This is a genomic window from Streptomyces sp. NPDC041968, assembly GCF_055589025.1.
In genome coordinates this window covers 349,433-368,525 of record NZ_JBVJCB010000005.1, presented here as the reverse complement: position 1 = coordinate 368,525, position 19,093 = coordinate 349,433, and the positions used below count along the sequence as shown (strand labels likewise).

20 protein-coding genes are annotated in these 19,093 nt (G+C 72.2%); 16 read left to right on the top strand and 4 right to left on the bottom strand.

Annotated elements, in window-relative coordinates:
• Positions 1-7 precede the first annotated feature (7 nt).
• From ACZ6EG_RS15360 to ACZ6EG_RS15350, 3 genes are all read right to left on the bottom strand, one after another.
• Positions 8-1,099 (bottom strand): hypothetical protein, encoded by a 1,092-nt coding sequence (locus ACZ6EG_RS15360; RefSeq protein ID WP_469604806.1) that lies wholly within the window; start codon positions 1,097-1,099, stop codon positions 8-10.
• Positions 1,090-1,761 (bottom strand): hypothetical protein, encoded by a 672-nt coding sequence (locus ACZ6EG_RS15355; RefSeq protein WP_469604803.1) that lies wholly within the window; start codon positions 1,759-1,761, stop codon positions 1,090-1,092. Before ACZ6EG_RS15355 ends, ACZ6EG_RS15360 begins: the two co-directional genes overlap by 10 nt.
• 176 nt (positions 1,762-1,937) lie before the next feature.
• Positions 1,938-2,702: a hypothetical protein gene (locus ACZ6EG_RS15350; RefSeq protein ID WP_469604801.1), complete on the bottom strand. Its 765-nt coding sequence runs from the start codon at positions 2,700-2,702 to the stop codon at positions 1,938-1,940.
• A 479-nt stretch (positions 2,703-3,181) separates the two neighbouring features.
• Between ACZ6EG_RS15350 and ACZ6EG_RS15345 the strand changes: the two genes are divergently transcribed.
• From ACZ6EG_RS15345 to ACZ6EG_RS15275, 15 genes are all read left to right on the top strand, one after another.
• Positions 3,182-3,904: a hypothetical protein gene (locus ACZ6EG_RS15345; RefSeq protein WP_469604798.1), complete on the top strand. Its 723-nt coding sequence runs from the start codon at positions 3,182-3,184 to the stop codon at positions 3,902-3,904.
• An 18-nt stretch (positions 3,905-3,922) separates the two neighbouring features.
• Positions 3,923-4,780 carry a hypothetical protein gene (locus tag ACZ6EG_RS15340; protein ID WP_469604795.1) on the top strand — a complete coding sequence of 286 codons (858 nt, stop codon included), beginning with the start codon at positions 3,923-3,925 and terminating at the stop codon, positions 4,778-4,780.
• Positions 4,777-6,084: a CpaF family protein gene (locus ACZ6EG_RS15335; RefSeq protein WP_356609261.1), complete on the top strand. Its 1,308-nt coding sequence runs from the start codon at positions 4,777-4,779 to the stop codon at positions 6,082-6,084. Before ACZ6EG_RS15340 ends, ACZ6EG_RS15335 begins: the two co-directional genes overlap by 4 nt.
• A gap of 5 nt (positions 6,085-6,089) precedes the next feature.
• Positions 6,090-7,136 (top strand): type II secretion system F family protein, encoded by a 1,047-nt coding sequence (locus ACZ6EG_RS15330; RefSeq protein WP_469604791.1) that lies wholly within the window; start codon positions 6,090-6,092, stop codon positions 7,134-7,136.
• Entirely contained in the window at positions 7,133-8,053 is a 921-nt protein-coding gene (locus ACZ6EG_RS15325; protein ID WP_356609259.1) for a type II secretion system F family protein, read from the top strand. The genes ACZ6EG_RS15330 and ACZ6EG_RS15325 overlap by 4 nt, the downstream gene beginning before the upstream one ends.
• A 104-nt stretch (positions 8,054-8,157) precedes the next feature.
• Complete coding sequence (locus ACZ6EG_RS15320) at positions 8,158-8,418, top strand: hypothetical protein (protein WP_043381290.1); 261 nt, start codon at positions 8,158-8,160, stop codon at positions 8,416-8,418.
• A gap of 54 nt (positions 8,419-8,472) precedes the next feature.
• Positions 8,473-8,922: a TadE family protein gene (locus tag ACZ6EG_RS15315; protein ID WP_063482782.1), complete on the top strand. Its 450-nt coding sequence runs from the start codon at positions 8,473-8,475 to the stop codon at positions 8,920-8,922.
• Positions 8,923-9,336 (top strand): TadE/TadG family type IV pilus assembly protein, encoded by a 414-nt coding sequence (locus tag ACZ6EG_RS15310; RefSeq protein ID WP_391970051.1) that lies wholly within the window; start codon positions 8,923-8,925, stop codon positions 9,334-9,336.
• A complete protein-coding gene (locus ACZ6EG_RS15305; RefSeq protein ID WP_356609252.1) occupies positions 9,333-9,794 on the top strand; it encodes a pilus assembly protein TadG-related protein in 462 nt (153 codons plus the stop codon). The genes ACZ6EG_RS15310 and ACZ6EG_RS15305 overlap by 4 nt, the downstream gene beginning before the upstream one ends.
• A 59-nt stretch (positions 9,795-9,853) precedes the next feature.
• The gene (locus ACZ6EG_RS15300) at positions 9,854-10,519 is read left to right on the top strand and encodes a hypothetical protein (protein WP_469604785.1); all 666 of its coding nucleotides are present in this window, start codon (positions 9,854-9,856) and stop codon (positions 10,517-10,519) included.
• The gene (locus ACZ6EG_RS15295) at positions 10,519-11,568 is read left to right on the top strand and encodes a hypothetical protein (protein ID WP_469604782.1); all 1,050 of its coding nucleotides are present in this window, start codon (positions 10,519-10,521) and stop codon (positions 11,566-11,568) included. Before ACZ6EG_RS15300 ends, ACZ6EG_RS15295 begins: the two co-directional genes overlap by 1 nt.
• 285 nt (positions 11,569-11,853) lie before the next feature.
• Positions 11,854-14,841 (top strand): BTAD domain-containing putative transcriptional regulator, encoded by a 2,988-nt coding sequence (locus ACZ6EG_RS15290; protein WP_469604780.1) that lies wholly within the window; start codon positions 11,854-11,856, stop codon positions 14,839-14,841.
• Entirely contained in the window at positions 14,838-15,575 is a 738-nt protein-coding gene (locus ACZ6EG_RS15285) for a prepilin peptidase (protein WP_469604777.1), read from the top strand. The genes ACZ6EG_RS15290 and ACZ6EG_RS15285 overlap by 4 nt, the downstream gene beginning before the upstream one ends.
• Positions 15,576-15,654: 79 nt before the next feature.
• Positions 15,655-16,854, top strand: coding sequence for a cyclic dehypoxanthinyl futalosine synthase (gene mqnC, locus ACZ6EG_RS15280; RefSeq protein ID WP_469604774.1), 1,200 nt, complete (start codon positions 15,655-15,657; stop codon positions 16,852-16,854).
• Between the two features lie 7 nt (positions 16,855-16,861).
• On the top strand, positions 16,862-17,461 hold the full coding sequence (locus ACZ6EG_RS15275) for a hypothetical protein (RefSeq protein ID WP_391970045.1): 600 nt from the start codon (positions 16,862-16,864) through the stop codon (positions 17,459-17,461).
• Positions 17,462-17,492: 31 nt separating this feature from the next.
• Here ACZ6EG_RS15275 and ACZ6EG_RS15270 read toward each other — a convergent pair whose 3' ends face one another.
• Positions 17,493-18,509: a chitinase gene (locus ACZ6EG_RS15270; protein ID WP_469604770.1), complete on the bottom strand. Its 1,017-nt coding sequence runs from the start codon at positions 18,507-18,509 to the stop codon at positions 17,493-17,495.
• Between the two features lie 184 nt (positions 18,510-18,693).
• On the opposite strand from ACZ6EG_RS15270, the gene ACZ6EG_RS15265 reads away from it, so the two are divergent.
• Positions 18,694-19,077: a hypothetical protein gene (locus ACZ6EG_RS15265; RefSeq protein ID WP_391970043.1), complete on the top strand. Its 384-nt coding sequence runs from the start codon at positions 18,694-18,696 to the stop codon at positions 19,075-19,077.
• The last annotated feature ends 16 nt before the right edge of the window (positions 19,078-19,093 follow it).

The window sequence follows — 19,093 nt, the reverse complement described above, 5'->3', positions numbered from 1 at the left end:
GCCGTGCTCACCGGTTGACGGACTGGATCTCCTGGACCGTGACCGCCTGTGCGTTCCCGAAGGTCCCGTCGGGCAGGTCGCCGCCCGCGCCCCCGGTGCCGGTCCACGCAACGTCCCAGGTGATGGTGGCCTGGAGGTTGTACGTCCCGTCGCCGGAGGAGCGCAGGTACTTGATCCCGCAGGGCGGGGTCTGGTCGGCCTTGCCCTTGGCGTACGGCTCGCCGATGGAGTCGTCGGCGTTGATCGTGCATTCGCCGGAGGCCGGGTAGGTCTCGGCGTCCGGTGTGCCCGGTTCCAGCTTCAGGGACACCGGCTTGGCGGTCGTCGTGGCCGTGAGGTTGAAGCCGGGAGCGGCGATCGAGGCTGTGGCCTGGACCTCGTCGAAGACGGCCTTGTCGAGCCACGCCCAGGTCGGCAGGTTCACCTTCGTCGTCCCGTCGGGGGCGAGGCTGACCTCGGTGTCGGGAAGCTGCATGTGCTGGTAGGCGAGAGCGGCGAGTATCTCCGGGGTGATGGCTTCCTCGTACCGAGGCGGCGGGGCCTCACCGTTGTCCACCCAGAAGGGGAGTTCAGTGCAGGCGCTGCGCTTGAGGATGTCCGGTTCGTCGGGATTCTCGACGCCGGCCCAGAACATGCCCTCGCCGTCCTTCTCGACGTTGTAGTCCTTGTAGCCGGGGGTGTCGGCCCAGCCGAACTCGTCCTCGTAGTGACTCTTCGTCTGTCCGATCGCCGCGCCCGCGTGCCCGGCCATGCCGGGAGCGCTCGCGGCCTTCTTGAGGTCCGCGGACATCTTCTTTTTGAAGTCCTTGGCTCCGAGGTACGGGGCGTACCAGCAGGGAGGGGGCGTCCAGTTGACGTCCGTGGACGTCACGTTGCCCTTGCCGCCGCCCTTGGCGACGGATCCCGAGTACTGGATGCGGGCGGCGGCGTAGATGCCGGTGTTGTCGCTGCCACCGCCCTGGTCAGAGCTGGCGCCCTGGTCGTTGCCCGTCTGCTCTGCCGAGTGGGCCGGCTGAGCCAGAACGCCAACGCCAACGGCCAGTGTCAGGGCGGCAGCGCCGGTGCTGATTGCCGTACGTCGCGACCTGCTCACCGACATTCCTCCGCCTTCGTCTTGACGAACACCTTAGAGGCCTGCCAAAGGCCAGCGCCCGTGGGGTACTTGACCATAATGACCCTGAAGTGGTCGTAGTCGGCGATGCTGGGGTCGCTCTTCAAGACCTTTCCGGTCTTGACTTCTTTTCCGTAGAATTTGCTGGAGTCGACGCAGAATGCGACCTCGACCGAGTTGCCGTTCGAGGCGGACCGGGTGGATGCCTCGTAATGCCGTCGCGTGCCGGTTGCGGTCCAGCCGCCTTCCACCCGGCTGTCGATCTGCGTCTTCGCGTAATGCAGCCCCTCGCCCGTCGCGTAAGCGGCTACGGCGGCTTCCCTGGAGGTGCGCTTGTCCACGCCCCGATAGATGGCGCGGAAGAAGTTCGCGGCATCTTCCATAGCCGCAGCCTCGTTCTTGTCCTTCGGTTTCTCCCAGTCGAAGACCAGGTTCATGTCCTTGGGCAGGGACACGTCCACGCCGTCCGGCTTGTCCGCGGCCGGGGCGCCCGACGGGCTCGGTGACTTCGTCGGCTGTGCCGAGCTCTGGTCCGCACCGGCGATCTTGCCGTTCTCCCCCGAGTCGTCGTCCCCTCCTCCGCAGGCCGTCAGCAGCAGGGCTGCCGTGGCGGTGAGTGCGGCGGCAACGGGCAAAGAGCGGCGCTTCACTGTGGGCTCCCCGTGAGACAAAGGTTCAGTCAAGAGAACAGACGCTATCGGTGGGGTTCGTGGTTTCGCCAGAGCGAACCGTCCGAGGCCGGAGGCCGCCGTGCGCGCTTCCGATCGGAGCGACAGGTGGGCCGGCGCCCCTCACTCCTGCCGGAGCGGCAGTGGGCCGGCGCCCCTCACCCCAGCTTGCGGTTCTGCGCGTTCACCACCGTCGGTGACAGCTTCGCGTCGCTCGGCCTGCGGTCGGCGATGGCCATGCCGTCGACCGAGAAGTGGACGGCGAGGACGTCGCCGCTGCGGACGACCTCCGTGTGCAGGACGTGCGGGACGCCGAGCGTGGTCATCGTGGCCTTGAAGCCGAGCGACTCGTCCCCGGCGGGCGTGACCTGCTCCGCGGTGACGGAGTCGTAGGGGGTCTTCGCTCCGTTCGCCTCGGCCGTGAAGCCGCCGCCGCACGACTCCACGGCCTTGCGTACGCCGGTGAAGGCGGACTTCGCGCCTCCGGACCGGTGGGCGGTGAGGGTGATGTACGTGAAGCCGATGCCGTTCGCCGTCCCGGTGCCCGGTGACCCGGTGTCCCGCTGTCCCGAGACCACCCGGGTGAGGTCCGCCTCGGGCTCGCCGAGCGGCAGTTGGTTCATGGCGTGGGCCAGCGGTGCGCAGACGGGCTTGTCGAGCGTCACCTCGTCCGGGGTCCGGGCGAAGCGGAACTCCTCGTCGGGCTCCGCCACCCTGAACCCCTCCACGTCGGACGTCGTGACCATCGTCCGGGCCAGGCGCTCGGCCGCGCCGGGTTCCTTCGTCGAGGGCGCGGTCGTCGTCGGCTCGCCGACCGCCGAGTCCGAGCCGGAGTCGGCGTCCCCGGTACCGCCGCAGGCGGTGAGCGCGGCGACCGCGAGCAGGGACAGGGTGGCGAGCGCGGCCGAGGTGGCGCGATGCATGCGGGCTCCTGCGTGGGGGGCGTCACTGGTCCGAACGAAGATCTTGGCACGGTCGATCCGTTCCCTCGTGAGTGATTCGTGCAGGCATGATGGCGGCACCGTGACGGACCGCACGCCCGGAAGGCTTCCGGGATCCGTTCCTGAATTCGCACGCGCACAGTCGGGCCGGACGTACGTGGGGCGGTGGCCAACAGGGTTGTGGCCTTGCGAAGTTGCGGACGGGTAACACCGGGTGGGGAGGGGTCCGGGGAGGTGGCCGTGCCTTGAGGGGCTTATGGGCTGCTGATACGGTGCCATGGCTTGACACTCGCCCCAGCGCTGGATATTCGCCCAGGTCGGACGGGTGCGTCAGGGGATGTCCCTGGACGTCACCGACCGGGCGGCGCGGGCGAAGTGTCCGAGAATGCAGGCGATTCAGGTGATTCCGTGCGCTCGAGTAGTGCGCGGAGACGAATCTTGGGTGTACGGGGAGCGGTTGCGTGAAGATCCAGGAGCGTACGGGGGCGGGCGCGGGACGTTCCGCGGCTCCGGCTCAGCCGTCGGTCGGTGACCGGCTTCCCAGCCCCCCTCGCGAGCGCAAACCGGCGCTGGCCGCGCTGGCGGTGCTGCTGATCCTGGTGGGTGCGCTGGGCGCGACGATGCTGGTGCTGCGGGCCGGTGACCGGATCGAGGCGGTCCAGGTCACCGCCGACATCAAGCCCGGTGAGTCCCTCACCAAGAAGAACATCAAGGCCGTCATGGTCAACGACGACTCCGGCGCCGACTTCGTGCTGTGGGAGCAGCGGGCGAGCCTGATGAAGCTCCAGGCGAAGTCCACGATCTACGGCGGCACGGTCGTCGTCGGCCAGATGTTCGCCGACAAGACCGGCATGGAGCAGGGCAAGGCCACGGTCGGCGTCTCCCTCAAGGAGGGCCAGTACCCGGCCGGTCTGGGATCGGGCGACAACGTGGCCGTCTACCGCGTGGGCAGCAAGGCCTCCTCCGGCGGCAGCGGGCAGACCGGCTCCTCCGGCTCGTCCGGCGCCGACAGCTCGCTGCTGGTCGAGCGGGCGGTCGTCGTGTCCGCCGGGTCGACCGACAGCGACACGATCAGCAGCACCGCCCTGCCGGTCACGCTGACCGTGGACGCCGCCGACGCGGCCGCCGTAGCGCAGGCCGCCTCCGCCGGCGAGGTCGCCGTCGTCCTGATCCCCGGCAACTAGAAGGCGACCTCACATCCCATGGCCCTCATCGCCTTCGCCGCCGACAAGGGTTCCCCCGGCGTCACCACCGCGGCCGTCGCCCTCGCGGCGGTCTGGCCGCGCCGTGTCCTGCTCGCCGAGACCGACCCGGCCGGCGGCGACCTCGTGTACCGCTCCGCCGCCGCCCACGGCGGACCGCTCAATCCGAACACCGGCATGCTGTCGATAGCGGCCACCGCCCGGCGCGGCCTCGTCCCCGACCAGCTCTGGGACCACGTCCAGCCGCTGAGCGGCGGCCTCGAAGTCCTCGTCGGGCTCGGCATCTCCGAGCAGGCCGCCGGTCTCGCGGGCCTGTGGCCCACCCTCGGCCGGGCCTTCGCCTCGCTCGCGGACTCGCCGAACGCCCCCGCGGACGTCATCGCCGACTGCGGCCGCATCAGCGGTGACACGCCGGCCACCGAGCTGTTCCCGCACGCCGCGCTGGTGCTCCTCGTCTCCCGTACCGAGCCGGAGGCCATCGCCCGGGTCCGCGACCGCGCCGCCGCCCTGTCCGCCAAGCTGCACGGGGGCCCGCGCGGTGCCGCGACCCTCGGCATGCCGATGATCGGCGTCGTCCTCGTCGCCGACACCAACGACGCGGCGAAGCTCTCCGGCCAGGTCAACGACATGCTCGTGCACGCCCAGACCGGCGCCCGCGTGGTCGGCACCATCGCCGACGACCCGGCCGGCGCCGAACAGCTGGCCGGCCGCAGGCGTGGCCGGCTGGAGAAGTCGCTGCTCATCCGCTCGGCCCGCAAGGTCACCTCGGACCTGTACCAGCAGTTCGGCGCGGCCTGGTCCATGCCCGCCGGAACCGCCGGCACCGACCTGTCCGGCCACGCGGGGGCCGGCCGATGACCGCTGTCGACCACTCGCTGGTCAAGCGGTTCCGGCAGGACGCCGGCGACCGCATCGCCGAGCAGCGCCGCCAGGACCAGGTCAGCGGCGTCACGCCGATGTCCACCGAGGACGAGCGGCAGTACGCGCGTGCCGTCATCGCGCAGATCCTGGAGGAGTACGCCCGCGCGGAGATCAACGCCGGGCGCACGCCGTTGGACGCGGAGACGGAGGAGGCGTACGCCGCCGCCGTGCACGCGGCCCTGTTCGGCGTCGGGCGGCTCCAGCCGCTGCTCGACGACCCCGAGGTCGAGAACATCGACATCAACGGCTGCGACCACGTCTTCGTCGGCTACTCCGACGGACGCGAGGAGCGCGGCGAGCCGGTCGCCGAGACCGACGAGGAACTGATCGAGCTGATCCAGATCCTCGGCGCCTACTCGGGCCTGTCGTCCCGCCCCTTCGACTCCGCCAACCCGCAGCTGGACCTCAGGCTGCCGGACGGCTCGCGCCTGTCGGCGGTCATGGACGTGGCGCGGCGCCCGGCGCTGTCCATCCGCCGCGCCCGCATGGGCAAGGTCTTCATCTCCGACCTGGTCGGCAACGGCACCCTCACCCCCGAGCTGGGCCACTTCCTGGCCTGCGCGGTCCGGGCCCGCAAGAACATCATGATCGCCGGCGCCACGAACGCCGGAAAGACGACGCTGCTGCGCGCCCTCGCCAACGAGATCCCGCCGCACGAGCGGCTCATCACGGTCGAGCGGGCGCTGGAGCTGGGGCTCGACACCTTCCCCGACCTGCACCCCAACGTGGTGGCGTTCGAGGAGCGGCTGCCCAACTCCGAGGGGCAGGGCACCATCAGCATGGCGGAGCTGGTCCGCCGCTCGCTCCGCATGAACCCCTCCCGCGTCATCGTCGGCGAGGTGCTCGGCGACGAGATCGTGACCATGCTCAACGCGATGTCGCAGGGCAACGACGGCTCGCTCTCCACGATCCACGCCAACAGCTCGCACGAGGTCTTCAACCGCATCTCGACGTACGCCCTCCAGGCCACGGAGCGGCTGCCGATCGAGGCCAGCCAGATGCTGGTGGCGGGCGCCGTCAACTTCGTCGTCTTCGTCCAGCGGCGCAACAACTTCCAGAGCGGCGGACGCCTCCAGCGCATGGTCACCTCGGTCCGCGAGGTCAACGGCGTCGACGGACGCGTGCTGTCCAGCGAGGTCTTCGCCGAGACGCCCGACGGCCGGGTGGTGCCGCACGCCCCCATAGCCTGCCTGGAGGAACTCATCGCCTACGGCTACCGGCCCAACGGAACCTGGGGGTGAGGGACATGACCACGCACACCGTCGGCGTGCCGCTCGCCGCACTGGACTCCCTCGGCTCGATGGGCGGCCTGTTCTCCACCACCGTCCTGTACGCGCTGGGCTGCGGTGTCGCCGTCGGCGGCGGCCTCGCCCTCCTCCTCGTCGCCGTACGCGGACTGCCCGCCAAGCCCGAGCACGAGAAGCGGCAGGCGGCCGAGCGGGCGAGCGAGCTGATCCGCTGGGCCGGTCAACGGGGTTCCCTCGCGGCCATCGTCGGCCTCGCCGTGCTGCTCCTGACCCGTTGGGCGGTGCTGGGCATCGCGGCCGGCGTCCTCGTCTTCTTCTGGGACCGCCTCTTCGGCGGCGCCGGTGAGGAACGGGCCGCCATGAAGCGCGTGGAGGCCCTCGCCTCCTGGACGGAGTCGCTGCGCGACACCATCGCCGGCGCGGTCGGCCTGGAGCAGGCCATCCCCGCCTCGGCCCGCGCCGCCGCCCCCGTCCTGCGTCCGCACCTGGACGCCCTCGTCGACCGGCTGCGCTCCCGCACGCCGCTGCCCGAGGCGCTCCAGCACCTCGCCGACGAGATCGACGACGCGTCCGCCGACATCATCGTCGCGGCGCTGATCCTCAACGCGCGGCTGCGCGGCCCGGGTCTGCGCCAGGTCCTCGGCGCGCTCGCCAAGTCGGCGCGCGAGGAGGTCGACATGCGCCAGCGGGTCATGGCGCAGCGCGCCTCGACCCGCCGGTCGGTCCAGATCGTCGTCGCGGTCTCGGTGCTGTTCGTCCTCGGCCTGTCCGTCTTCAACCGGGACTTCGTCGAGCCGTACGGCTCACCCGTCGGCCAGCTCGTCCTGGCCTGCGTGTGCGGGCTGTTCGCGCTGGGCTTCTGGTGGCTGCGCAAGCTGTCGACCATCGAGACGCCGGAGCGCTTCCTGGTCCGGGACGGCTCCGACGTCCAGTTCGTGCGCCCCCGCACCGCGGACCGCACGGGCGCCCAGGGCCAGCCCGCGCAGCGCCTGCCGCAACCGTCCCAGCCGTCGCAGGCGTCTGGGGACGAGGGGGTACGACGATGAACCTGACAATGCCGGTCCTGGTCGGCGCGGTCATCGGCCTGGGTGTGTACGCCCTGGTCCGCGCCCTGATGCCGAGCAGGCGGAGCCCGATCCAGCAGGTCGCCCGGATCGACGCGATGCGGGCCCGCGGGACGGCGTACGAGTCGGCCCGGACGGTCCAGGACTCCGGCCGCCTCGGTTCGCTGCGCGCCCAGGTCGGCGCACGCGTCGCCGAGCTGTACATGCAGCAGGGCTGGGAGCAGCGCTCGCTGCGGGCGGACCTGGCGGTGCTGGACCGCAGCTGGGAGAAGTTCCTGGCGACGAAGGCGCTGCTGGCGGCGGGCGGCCTGTTCTTCGGGCCGTTCCTGTTCGCCATCGTCTGGACGCTGGGTTTCAACGACAGTCCGATCGTCCCGGTCTGGCTGGCGCTGCTCTGCGCCGCGGTCTTCTTCTTCCTCCCCGATCTGGAGGTGCGCCGGGACGCGGCCGAGAAGCGCCGCGACCTGCGCCGCGTGATCGGCGCCTACCTGGACCTGGTCTCCATGAGCCTGGCCGGCGGGCGCGGTCTGCCCGAGGCGCTGATGGCGGCGGCGGAGGTGTCGGACGGCTGGGCCACCCACCGCATCCGCAACGCCCTGGCCGACGCGCGCATCACCGGCATCAGCCAGTGGCAGGCGCTGGGCCAGCTCGGTGAGGACCTCGGCGTCGAGGAACTCAAGGACCTGTCCGCCTCGCTGGCCCTGGTGGCCGACGACGGCGCCAAGGTCCGCGAGTCCCTCGCCTCCCGCGCCGAGACCATGCGCCACCGCGAACTCTCCGAGATCGAGGGCAGCGCGGGCGAGAAGTCCCAGTCGATGCTCGTGGCCCAGCTCCTGCTGTGCGCCGGGTTCCTGGTGTTCCTCATCTACCCGGCGGCGATGCGGGTGTTCCAGGTGTGACGCTCCGTCCCCGCCTTCGCCTCCTTCGGCTCCTTCGGCTCCTTCGACTCAGCAGCTCCGAGCCGCTCCGACCCCAGAACTGATACGAGAGGACACAAGCCACCATGAACGGACGGAACCTCCGCACCGGCACCACGGGCATCGTGCCCGTGGACTTCCTGATCACCTTCCTGCGGGCCCGCGTGGACCGCGCCCGCTCCGGCGAGCTGGACCGCGGCGCGTCCGCGGTCGAGTGGGTCATCATCTCCGCGGTCGTCGTCGCGATCGTCGGCGTGGTGGCCGCCATCATCAACGCCGCGCTCAGCGAGGGCGCCAACAAGGTCGGCGACTGCATCAAGGGCGCGGACGCGGGCAGCACCTGCTGACCGCGGGCACGGGTTCCGCCGCGGCAGGCAGTACGGGAAGCAGGGGGATACGGGGTGTCAGTGCGCGTACGTGGTTGGGTGCGCCGACGCGTGGAGGCTGCCTCCGCGCGCGGTGACTCCGGCATGACCGCGATCGAGTTCGTGCTGCTCACGCCGGTCCTCTTCTTCATGATCTTCGCGACCGTGCAGTTCGGGCTGTACTTCTTCGCCGACCACGTGGCGCAGGCGGCGGCCCAGGCGGGCGCGCGCAAGGCCCGCGCCACGGCGCACGACCAGCCCGGCGGCTGGCGGGGCGAGGCCCAGGACGTGGTCGACAGCTACATCCGCCAGCTCGGCCCCCAGCTGGTCCTCTCCCCGGACGTGAAGCTGCTCCAGCCGGAGCAGGACACGGTCGGTGTGGAGATCACGGCCCGCATCCCCACGGTCTTCCCGGGCCTGGACCTGACGGTGCACGCCCAGTCGATGGGGCCGGTGGAGCGGTTCGTCCAGGAGGGGGAGAACTAGATGAACGACTCCCGTCCGACCACCGGTGACGAGGGCCTGTCCACCATCGAGGTGGTGATCCTGGCCCCGGTGATGATCCTCTTCATCCTCGTCCTGGTGGCCTTCGGCCAGCTCGTGGACGGCCGCGGCGCGCTCGACGGCGCGGCCCGGGACGCCGCCCGCGCGGGCTCCATCCAGAAGGACCACGGCACGGCCCTCGCCGAGGCGAAGAAGGCGGCCGAGTCCAACCTGGCGGACGTCTGCGCCGGCCCGGTCTCCGTCGTCCAGAAGAGCGCGGGCTTCGAGCCCGACACCCTCTTCACGGTCGAGGTGAGCTGCGAGGTGCGGGGCCTGGCCTCCATCGGCCTGAACATCCCGACGACGCTGACGGCGAGTTTCAGCTCCCCGCTGGACCCCTACCGGAGGACGGCGTGAGGGCCCCCGTACGCACCTGGCTCACCGACCGGCGCGCCCGCCTCGACGACCGCGGCTCGGGCGCCGGCGCGGTGATCGTCTTCGCCCTGGTCTTCCTCTCCCTCTCGGCCTTCGTCATCGACGGCGGCATGTCCATCTCCAAGCGGGAGCGTGCCGCGGACATCGCCGAACAGGCCGCGCGCTACGCCGCGCAGGACATCGACCGCGAGGCCCTCTACGACGACGTGGGCGGCCCCGCCCCCATCAACTACGAGAACTGCGACGCCCGGGTCAAGTCCTTCGCCGCGGAGATGGACATGACCGGCCAGGACATCGCCGCGACCCACTGCGTGACGGCCGACGTCGCCCAGGTGCAGGTCGAGGTCCAGCTGACCTACTCCCCGGTCTTCACGGGGATGTTCTACGGCGGCGACGTGGTCGTCCACGGGCAGGCGGTGGCGGAGAACGAGGTGGGCTGACCCGACGCCCTCCCTCCCGTCCCGCGCCCCATCCCCCCACCAACGGAGGTACTGCTCCCATGCGCACACGCCCGACCACCACCGCGGCCGCCGCCCTGACGGCCGCGGTCGCCCTGATGCTGTCCGGCTGCGGCGGCTCCGACACCGAGGACTCCGGCAAGGACAAGATCACGGGCGCGGACACGGGGGCTTCGGCCTCGGCGTCCCCGACCGCGTCGGCGCCCGCCGGCGGGGACGGGGTCGAGCGGCCGGAGGTCAGGCTGCCGTCCGATGTCGAGAACGTCTTCGAGGACGGCTCGACGGGTGACACGAAGAAGGACGCCGTACTGGCGGACAACGAGAGGCGCGTCAACTCGATCGACGAGGCGATCGTCGTGGATGCGGACAAACATCCGGCGCTGGAGTTCTACTCGAAGGGCGACGCCCTCATGTCGGCCGCCACCTACATCAAGTCGTTCTACGACAACGACCGCAGCTTCACGGGCAAGACCCGTTATTACGACCGTGAGGTCACGTTCGCTAAGGACGGATCGGCAACTGTCACGTACTGCATGGACGCGACCGGCACATACCCGAAGAATCGCAAGACCGGCAAAGTGGACCGTTCGGTAACGGCGTCACCCAGCGACTACGCCTTCTACAACACCCGGTTGGAGAAGAACGCCCAAGGCGTGTGGCAGACGACGAGTGTGTCCTCGACCGAGGCGGCCAAGAGGTGCATGTGATGCGAGCTGCTTTCTCCACCCGCCTGCTCCTGGTCCCCGTCCTGGCCCTGGGAATCGGCGCAGTGCCGTCCGTAGCCGTGGCAGGTGGCGGCCGCGACGCCGGAGGTGGCACGGAGGCCAGCTCCAGCGCGTCCGCCCAGGAGGGCGTCATCAGGGCGGAGACCAAGGTCACGACCACTGTGAACGGCAGCTCTCGGACTACCGGCACGGGGACACTCACGCCGGACAACAGCGATTGGACGCCGCCGGCATGCTGGTACGAGCCCGCCTTCTCGCCCAAGGAGATCGAGGAAACCGTAAAGCTGTGGCGGAGTATTGACGGCTTGCCGTTCCTTGGTGGCGTCGGGGACTTCGTCGGTGACTCTCTGGATGCTTACTACAAGGACGGAGAGCCCTACAAGGACTACAACCTCGACAAAGAGGGCGAGGGAATGTTCTGGGCGGCGGTGAAGAACCCTAACCGCAAGGACGATCCCGAGGCCAACTCCTGTGACAAGCAGCCCTTCTGGGTGGATGAGGGCGAGGTCCCTGAAGAGCCCCTGGCGCTCACCCCCCAGATCCTCGCCGAATACGCCTACGACGAGCTCCCCGTCCCCGACACGGAGATCGCCATGGCGCCGGCCGGGGCCACCAAGGTGAACCTGCCGACCTGGATCTGGCTGGACAAGGCGAAGTTCAAGAAGATCTCCGTCACCGCCAGCCTCCCCGGTACCGGGCTCTCCGCGACCACCACCGCCGAGCCCGTCTCCCTGCACATCGACCCGGGCACCGGCGACGCCCAGACGTACCCGGCCTCCGGCGACTGCGAGATCAACGGCGACGGCAGCATCGGTGAGCCCTACGCGGCCGGAAAGGCCGACGACACCCCGCCCTGCGGCGTCACCTACCTGCGCGCCTCCGCCGCCGACGGTGCGTACCCCCTGCAGGCGACCGTCACCTGGAAGATCTCGTGGACCAGCACCACGGGCGAGGGCGGCAACCTCCCGGAGGGCACGTTCGGCGCGACGCAGGACGTGACGGTGCAGGAGATCCAGTCGGTGAACCGCTGATGCCGGCCGGTGGACGGGGCGGCGCCGCCTCGTCGGCCGTGGCGCGTCGGCTCACCGCCCCGTCGCTCCACCGTCGCTTGTGCGGGGGCGGTGAAGAGGCCCCGGCGTCAACGGGCAAAGACCGTAAAGCGGGCGGCGGTCGTGAGGTCGGCCCCCGCCGGCCCTTCGACGCTGTCGGTATGAGTCCATAAGATCTCTGTAGGCTCAGCACACCCCTCATACCTGGTACCCCGACCACCCCGACCACCCCTGCTCACGCTCACCACACGACCCGGGAAACCCGCCATGCCGCGACGCCGCACCCCCAGCTCGTCAAGCTCGACGGGAAGTTCGCCGGCCCCGAGAAACCGGACGCCTCAGCCGGTGCGGGTGCGGCGGCGGTCGTTCGGGGACTTCGTCAAGGCGTTCCTGGCCTTCGTGGCGCTGGTGGGGCTGGTCGTCGGGGTGCCTCTCGGGCTGGCCGTGACCGTCGGGTGGCCGTTCCCGGACGGTGCGCCCGGTCTCGACTGGCTGCAGCGCGAGATCACCGTCGACACCTTCCTGAGCATCCTGACCGTCATCGTCTGGTTCGCCTGGGCGCAGTTCGCCGCCTGCGTGCTCGTCGAGGTCAAGGCCGCGCTGTCCGGCGTGGGGGTGCCGGGGCGGGTGCCGGGGGCCGGACCCAGTCAGCTGCTGGCCCGGCAGCTCGTGGCCGCGCTGCTGCTCGTCGGCGCCACCGCGGCGAGCCTCACGCCGGGGCTCTCGCAGCTCGGGCACAGCCTGGAGGGGAACCAGAAGCCGTCCGTGGCGGCCGCCCAGCAGACGCCGGGACTCTTCGCCCAGCAGCAGGAGCAGGCCGCCGGTGCCGCGGGCGCCCTCGCCGAGCAGGCCGGTCAGGCCGCGGCCCGCGCCGACGGAGCCTCCGCCGCGCACGGCGACACGAAGTACTACCGCATCCAGCCGCCCGAGGGGCGTCACCACGACTCCCTCTGGGAGATCGCCGACCGGCACCTCGGGGACGGGCGCCGGTACCACGAGATCTTCGAGCTCAACAAGGACCGCGTACAGCCGGACGGGTCGAAGCTGTCCGAGGCCTCCCTGATCCGGCCGGGGTGGATCATGGAGATGCCCGGCGACGCCCGCGGCGGCGAGCTGGTCGAGATGCCCGACGAGGCACCGAAGGTCTCCGAGCAGGTGCGGCAGCAGATCCAGGACTACGCGCGGACCGGGGACCAGGCGCAGGGGAGCGGCGGCGCCCAAGGCGGCGAGGCCGGCGACGCCCACGTCTCCCTTCCCGAGCAGCGACCCGCGCCCGCCCCCGCCCCGAGTACCGGGCAGGAGCACACCACCCCCGCCGAGGCGGGACCGACCGCGCAGGACGGCCGGTTCGGGGACTCCTTCGGGCTTCCCGAGGCCCTCCTCGCCGCCCCCCTCCTCGCCGCCGGCCTCCTCGGCGCCCTCGGCCGCCGGCGCCGGCAGGCGCTGTGGCAGTCGGCGCTCGGCGGCATCGGCGGACGGCGCGGCATGGAGCCGCCCACGCCGAGCGGCGACGCCCAGGACGTGCAGGACGCGCTGCTCGTGGGCGCCGACCCCGAGGGCGTACGCCTGCTGGACCGGTCCCTGCGCGGGCTGGCCGGCGCGCTCGCCGCCGAGTCACGGCCGCTGCCGGTCGTCTACGCCGCCTGGATGAGCGGCAACGGCGACCTGCACCTTCAGCTCGCCCAGCCCGCCGGGAAGCCGCCGGCGCCCTGGCAGGTCGGGCAGGACCAGACCTTCTGGCTGCTGGCCCGCGCCGACGCCGAGCGGTACGAGGACGTCGACGCCGCGGCACCGTACCCCGGGCTCGTCAGCCTCGGCACCATGGACGACTCCCGGCTGCTGCTCAACCTGGAGTCGGTGCCCGGCCTCGTCTCGCTCAGCGGTACGCAGGCCGACCGGGCCGCCGTCTTCGCGTCGGTCGCCGCCGAACTGGCCACCAACGGCTGGTCGGACCGCATGACCATCACCCTCGTCGGGTTCGGCGAGGACCTCACGCCCCTCGCGCCCAGCCGGATCCGGCACCTCGACGGATTCGACGACCTCTTCGAGACCATGTCCGCCGAGACCCGGCAGCGCCGCGGCGCGCTCGGTGCGGCCGGGCACGACTCCGTCCTCACCGGCCGCACCGGACCCGCCCAGCACACGCGCTGGGCACCGCACCTCGTGCTGCTCGCCGCCCAGCCGTCCGACGAGGACGCCCTGCGCCTGGCCGAGCTCGCGGCCGACGCGAGCCGCCTCGGCATCGGCTACCTGGTCGGCACCGAGGGAGCGGAACTGCCGGGCGCCGCCTGGGAGATGGAGATCACCGGCGAGGGCAGGCTGCTCGCGCCGCTCCTCGGCCTGGAACTGGAGGCCCAGTTGCTGCCGGCCGCCCAGCAGCGGGCCGTCGTCGAGCTGTTCACCGACGCCGACCCGGAGCACGGCCCCGGCGGCCCCGGCGGACCGTCCAACACCCCGCCGTTCCTGGTCGACATCAGCGAGCAGGGCCGCCCGGCGGTGTACGCCCGCCTCGTCGGGTCGTACGAGATCATCGGCCTGGAGGCGCCCGACGGCGAGCGCAGCGCCCAGCTGCACGAGGCGCTCGCCCTGCTCCTGTTGCACCGCGAGGGCGTCCACCCGCGCGTGCTGGCCTCCGCGCTCTGGCCGCGCGGGGTCACGCCGGACGTGCGCGACGCGCTGCTGGAGCGCTTGCGGGCCTGGCTGGGCACCGACCCCGACGGCACGCCGAGGCTCGGCACCGACGCCACCGGGCGGCTCACCCTCGCCCAGTCCGTCGTCTCCGACCTGGACGTCCTGCGCTCCCTCTACTACGAGGCGACCCAGGGCCGGGGCGTCGGCAGCCGCCAGGTGCGCGGCCGGCTCCTCACCGACGCGCTGGTGCTGGTGCGCGGGCCGCTGCTCGCCGACCGGCCCGAGGGCCGTTACCGCTGGCTCACCCACGAGATCGTCGACGCGCAACTGCCGCTGCTCGTCGCGGACACCGGGCTGGCGCTCAGCGAGTTCCACCTGGAGAAGGACCGTGCCGAGAAGGCGATCGAGGCGCTGAACGCGGCCCTGCGCACCGCCCCGGCCGACGAGCGGCTGTGGCACGAGCTGCTGCGCGCCACGCACGCCACGGGCGACCCGGACCGGCTGCACGCCCTCGCCGCCGACCTCGTCGGGCGCAGTGGCGCGCGCGGTCTGCCGCCGCGCACGGAGGCGCTGCTCGACGAACTGCTGCCGACCTGGCGCGAGGGCGTCGCCGCCGCCGGATGAGCCTCGACCTGCTGCTCGTCGTCGTCGCCGCGCTCTGGGGCGCGGCGACCGGCGCGCTCCTGCCCCGGGCGGCCTACCGCTTCTCCGCCCCTTCGGGGGAGGAGTGGCGCGAGTGCTGTCCGCGGGAGCACCCGGTCGCGGGCTGGCTCGGCCGGGCCCGATGCGGGCAGTGCCCGGCCGGGACGGCGCCCTACGGTCCCCGGGCGACCTCCCCGGCCACCGTCACCGCGCTCGTCTGCGCCGCCCTCGCCGCCGCCACCGGGACCCGTCCCGAGCTGGCCGTCTGGCTGCTGCTCGCCCCCGCCGCCGTCCTGCTCGCCGTGGTCGACCTGCGGGTACGGCGGCTGCCCGACCCCCTCACCCTGCCGCTCGCCGGCGCCGCCCTCGCCCTCCTCGGCCTCGCCGCGCTCCTGCCCGAGCACGCCGGCCGCTGGACCACCGCCCTGCTGGGCGCCCTCGCGCTCGGCGCCGGCTACGGCGTGCTGTTCCTCATCAACCCGGCCGGCATGGGCTTCGGCGACGTGAAACTGGCCCTCGCGGCCGGCGCCGCCCTCGGCTGGTACGGCTGGTCGGCGGTCATGCTCGGCACCCTCGCCGGTTTCCTGCTCGGCGCGCTCTACGGCGGGGCCCTCGTCGTCGCCCGGCGGGCCGGCCGCAAGACCGCCATCCCCTTCGGACCGTTCCTGCTCGCGGGCGCGTTCCTCGGCGTCCTGGCCGGGGCCGGTGCGGCCTGAGCGCGGACCCGTGAAAGGCCTGGCGTACGCTGGGTCGCGTCCGTCCACAACCCTTACGAACTCTGCGAAAGGGACGCCGGTGACCGAGAAGGCCGACCTTCAGCCCATCCTCGACCGCGCCGCCGCCGGTGGGCGGATCACCCCCGAAGAGGCGCTCGACCTCTACCGGGACGCGCCGCTGCACGCCCTGGGCGCCGCCGCCGACGCCGTACGCAGGCGGCGGTACGCCGGTACCGAGCACATCGCGACGTACATCATCGAGCGGAACATCAACTACACGAACGTGTGCGTCACGGCGTGCAGGTTCTGCGCCTTCTACGCCGCGCCCAAGGACACCGCCAAGGGCTGGACCCGCGACCTCGACGACATCCTGCGCCGCTGCGCGGAGACGATCGAGCTGGGCGGCACCCAGATCATGTTCCAGGGCGGCCACCACCCGGACTACGGCGTCGAGTACTACGAGAAGCACTTCTCCGCCATCAAGAAGGAGTTCCCCGAACTCGTCATCCACAGCCTGGGGGCGAGCGAGGTCGAGCACATGGCGCGGATCTCGAAGGTGTCGGTCGAGGAGGCCATCACCCGTATCCACGCCGCCGGGCTCGACTCCTTCGCGGGCGCCGGCGCGGAGCTGCTGCCCGAGCGTCCGCGCAAGGCCATCGCGCCGCTGAAGGAGTCCGGCGAGCGCTGGCTGGAGATCATGGAGATCGCGCACAACCTGGGCGTGGAGTCCACCTCCACCATGCTCATGGGGACCGGCGAGACCAACGCCGAGCGCATCGAGCACCTGCGGATGATCCGGGACGTGCAGGACCGCACCGGCGGCTTCCGCGCCTTCATCCCGTACACCTACCAGCCCGAGAACAACCACCTGAAGGGCCGTACGCAGGCCACGCTCTTCGAGTACCTGCGGATGATCGCCATCGCCCGGCTGTTCATGGACAACGTCGCCCACATCCAGGGCTCCTGGCTGACCACCGGCAAGGAGGTCGGCCAGCTCTCCCTGCACTACGGCGCCGACGACCTCGGCTCGATCATGCTGGAGGAGAACGTCGTGTCGTCGGCCGGTGCCAAGCACCGCTCCAACCGGCTGGAGATCATCGACCTGATCCGCAAGGCGGGCCGCGTCCCGGCGCAGCGGGCCACGACGTACGAGCACCTGGTCGTGCACGACGACCCGGCGAACGACCCGGTCGACGAGCGCGTCGTCTCGCACATCTCGTCCACGGCGATCGAGGGCGGCACGGCCCACCCCGAGCTGAAGCTGCTCGCCTCCAACTGAGGCCGCCGTGCTGACGATCCACGTCTCCGAAGCCTCGCCCGAGGCGGCCGTCGTCGTCGACGGCGCGCTGCTCGCCGCCGTCGGCCCGTACGAGGCACTGGCCGCCGCCCATCCGCGGGCGCGGGTGCGCCGGTGGCCCGGCCTCCTGACGCCCGGCCTGCTCAACCCGTACGGTCCGGAACTGCTGGAGCAGGCCTACCACCCCGACCCGCGCGAAGCGGACCGGCTGGGCACCGAGCCGATCTTCGGGGAGCGCGCGCTCGCACTCCTCGGCGCGGACCCGTCCGCGCGCGGCGCCAGCGCACGCCGAGGGGTGCAGCGCATGCTGGCGCACGGCACGGTCGCCGTCGCCGGAGAGCTGCGGGGCCGCGCGGCCCTGGACGCGGTGCGCGGCGCGGGGCTCGCCGTGGCGGCGCGTCCGGCCACCCTGCCCGGGCCCGCGTCCCTCTCGCCGAAGCCGCTGGTGCTGCTTCCCGGGCTCGCTCCCGGGAAGCCCGCCCGGTTCGCGGTGTTCGACGTACCCGACCGGGCCGCGCTCGTGCGGGACGGCGCGGCCACGTGCGTGGCCACCGTCGTGGGCGGCCGTCTGGTGTACCGGGGGCGCTGACCCGCGGTTCCGTGGGGCGCCTTTGCCCGGCCTACGCGCCGAACGCCGCCCCGAACGCCCCGTCCTCCTGCTCCACGCCGCTGCACGTGGTCAGCGCGTCGGCGGCCGACGCCTCCTCGCCGCACCGCCGGTCCCGGAAGGCGGCCCACACCGACACCCACGCGAGGCCCTTCTCCTCGGCGAAGGCGCGCACCTCCGCCGCGTCCGCCAGGGTGAAGGTCTCGCCGGCGACGTCGTTGACGCCGAGCATCGAGGTGAGCGCCATGCCGCGCCAGGCGTCCGCGCCCGAGGTGCCGAAGACCTCGCGGAGCTGCGCGTGCGCGGCCCGGGCCGAGGCGAGGGCGTACGCGCCCATGTCGCCGTCGTACGACTCGCCGTAGTTCATGGTCATGAGGTTGACCGTGGAGACCCGGGCGCCGCGGTCGTTGGCGGACGCCAGCAGGGCCAGGCCGTCGGCGTCCAGGCCGGAGGGCATCACCGGGAGGGTGAAGGAGACCTCCAGGTCGCTCCGCTCCTCCTGGAGCAGCGCGATCGCCGCCGAGCGCAGGGCGACGGAGTCCGTGTCGGTCAGGTCGTCGCCCTCGACGTCGAAGTCCGCGCGCGTGGCGCCGGCCGCGTCCAGGGCCGCGCCGTACGCGTCCGCCAGGTCCGAGGCGCTGTCGCAGGCCGCCGCCAGTTCCGTCCCGGAGGCGCCGCCGAAGGAGACGCGGACGTCGGCGCCGGACTCCGTCAGCCGCGCGACGCGCGAGGCGACGGCGGGGTCGTCGATGTCCTGGACACCGTTCCAGCGCGGGACGCAGTCGTCGCCGGAGGAGAGGACGAACGCCAGGTTGTACGTAGCCGGGGAACCGCCGGAGTCGGTCGCGGAGGCCGTGGTGGCGCTGACGTAGGGGGCGTAGGCGGTGACCGGCTCGGACGACCCGGACGGTGCCGTGGTGGCGCCGTCGTCCGTGCCGCCGCCCGCGCCGTCGTCCTGTCCGGCGCAGCCCGCGGTGGCCAGGGCGAGCAGCAGGGCGCACCCTGCCGCCGCCTTCCGGTATGCCCTCATGTGCGGCACGCTCCCGTTCTCGTCGTCGGACGAGTGAACGTCTCACGCGTTGCTGGGGCTTTCCTGAGGAAAGGGGCCGTGCTCCCGTCGTCCCACAGGACGCGCACAGGCTGCGGCGCCTTTCATCGGAATCCCACAGCGCGGTCCGAGTTCGCGCCGGACAAAGCTCCCTAGCGTCCGGGGAATGCACTCCGAGCCTGCCCTCCCCTCCCGCGCCGCCCCGCGCGGTCGCCGTCGCAAGCGCGGCATCGGACCCGCGCAAGGGCCCGTCTTCGTCGACGGTTCCGGACGCCGGGCCCGGCTGCTGCGCCGGCTGGGCCTCCTCGTCGGGGCGGTCTGCCTCGGCTACGCGGCCGTCCTCGGCCTGGCCTTCATGGGCGTCGGCACCTCGGTGAACCCGTCCTCGCTGCTTCCCCTCGGGGGCGGACGGGACGCCGGTCCGGGACCCGGCGGCGGCACGCGTCCGCAAGGCGGACCGGGCCCCACGGGCACCCCGCCCACAGAGACGGCCGGGGCCCCCACCGCCACGTCCGGCGCCACCGCTCCCGGCGCCGCCACCACCGACTGACCGGGAACGCCCTCAC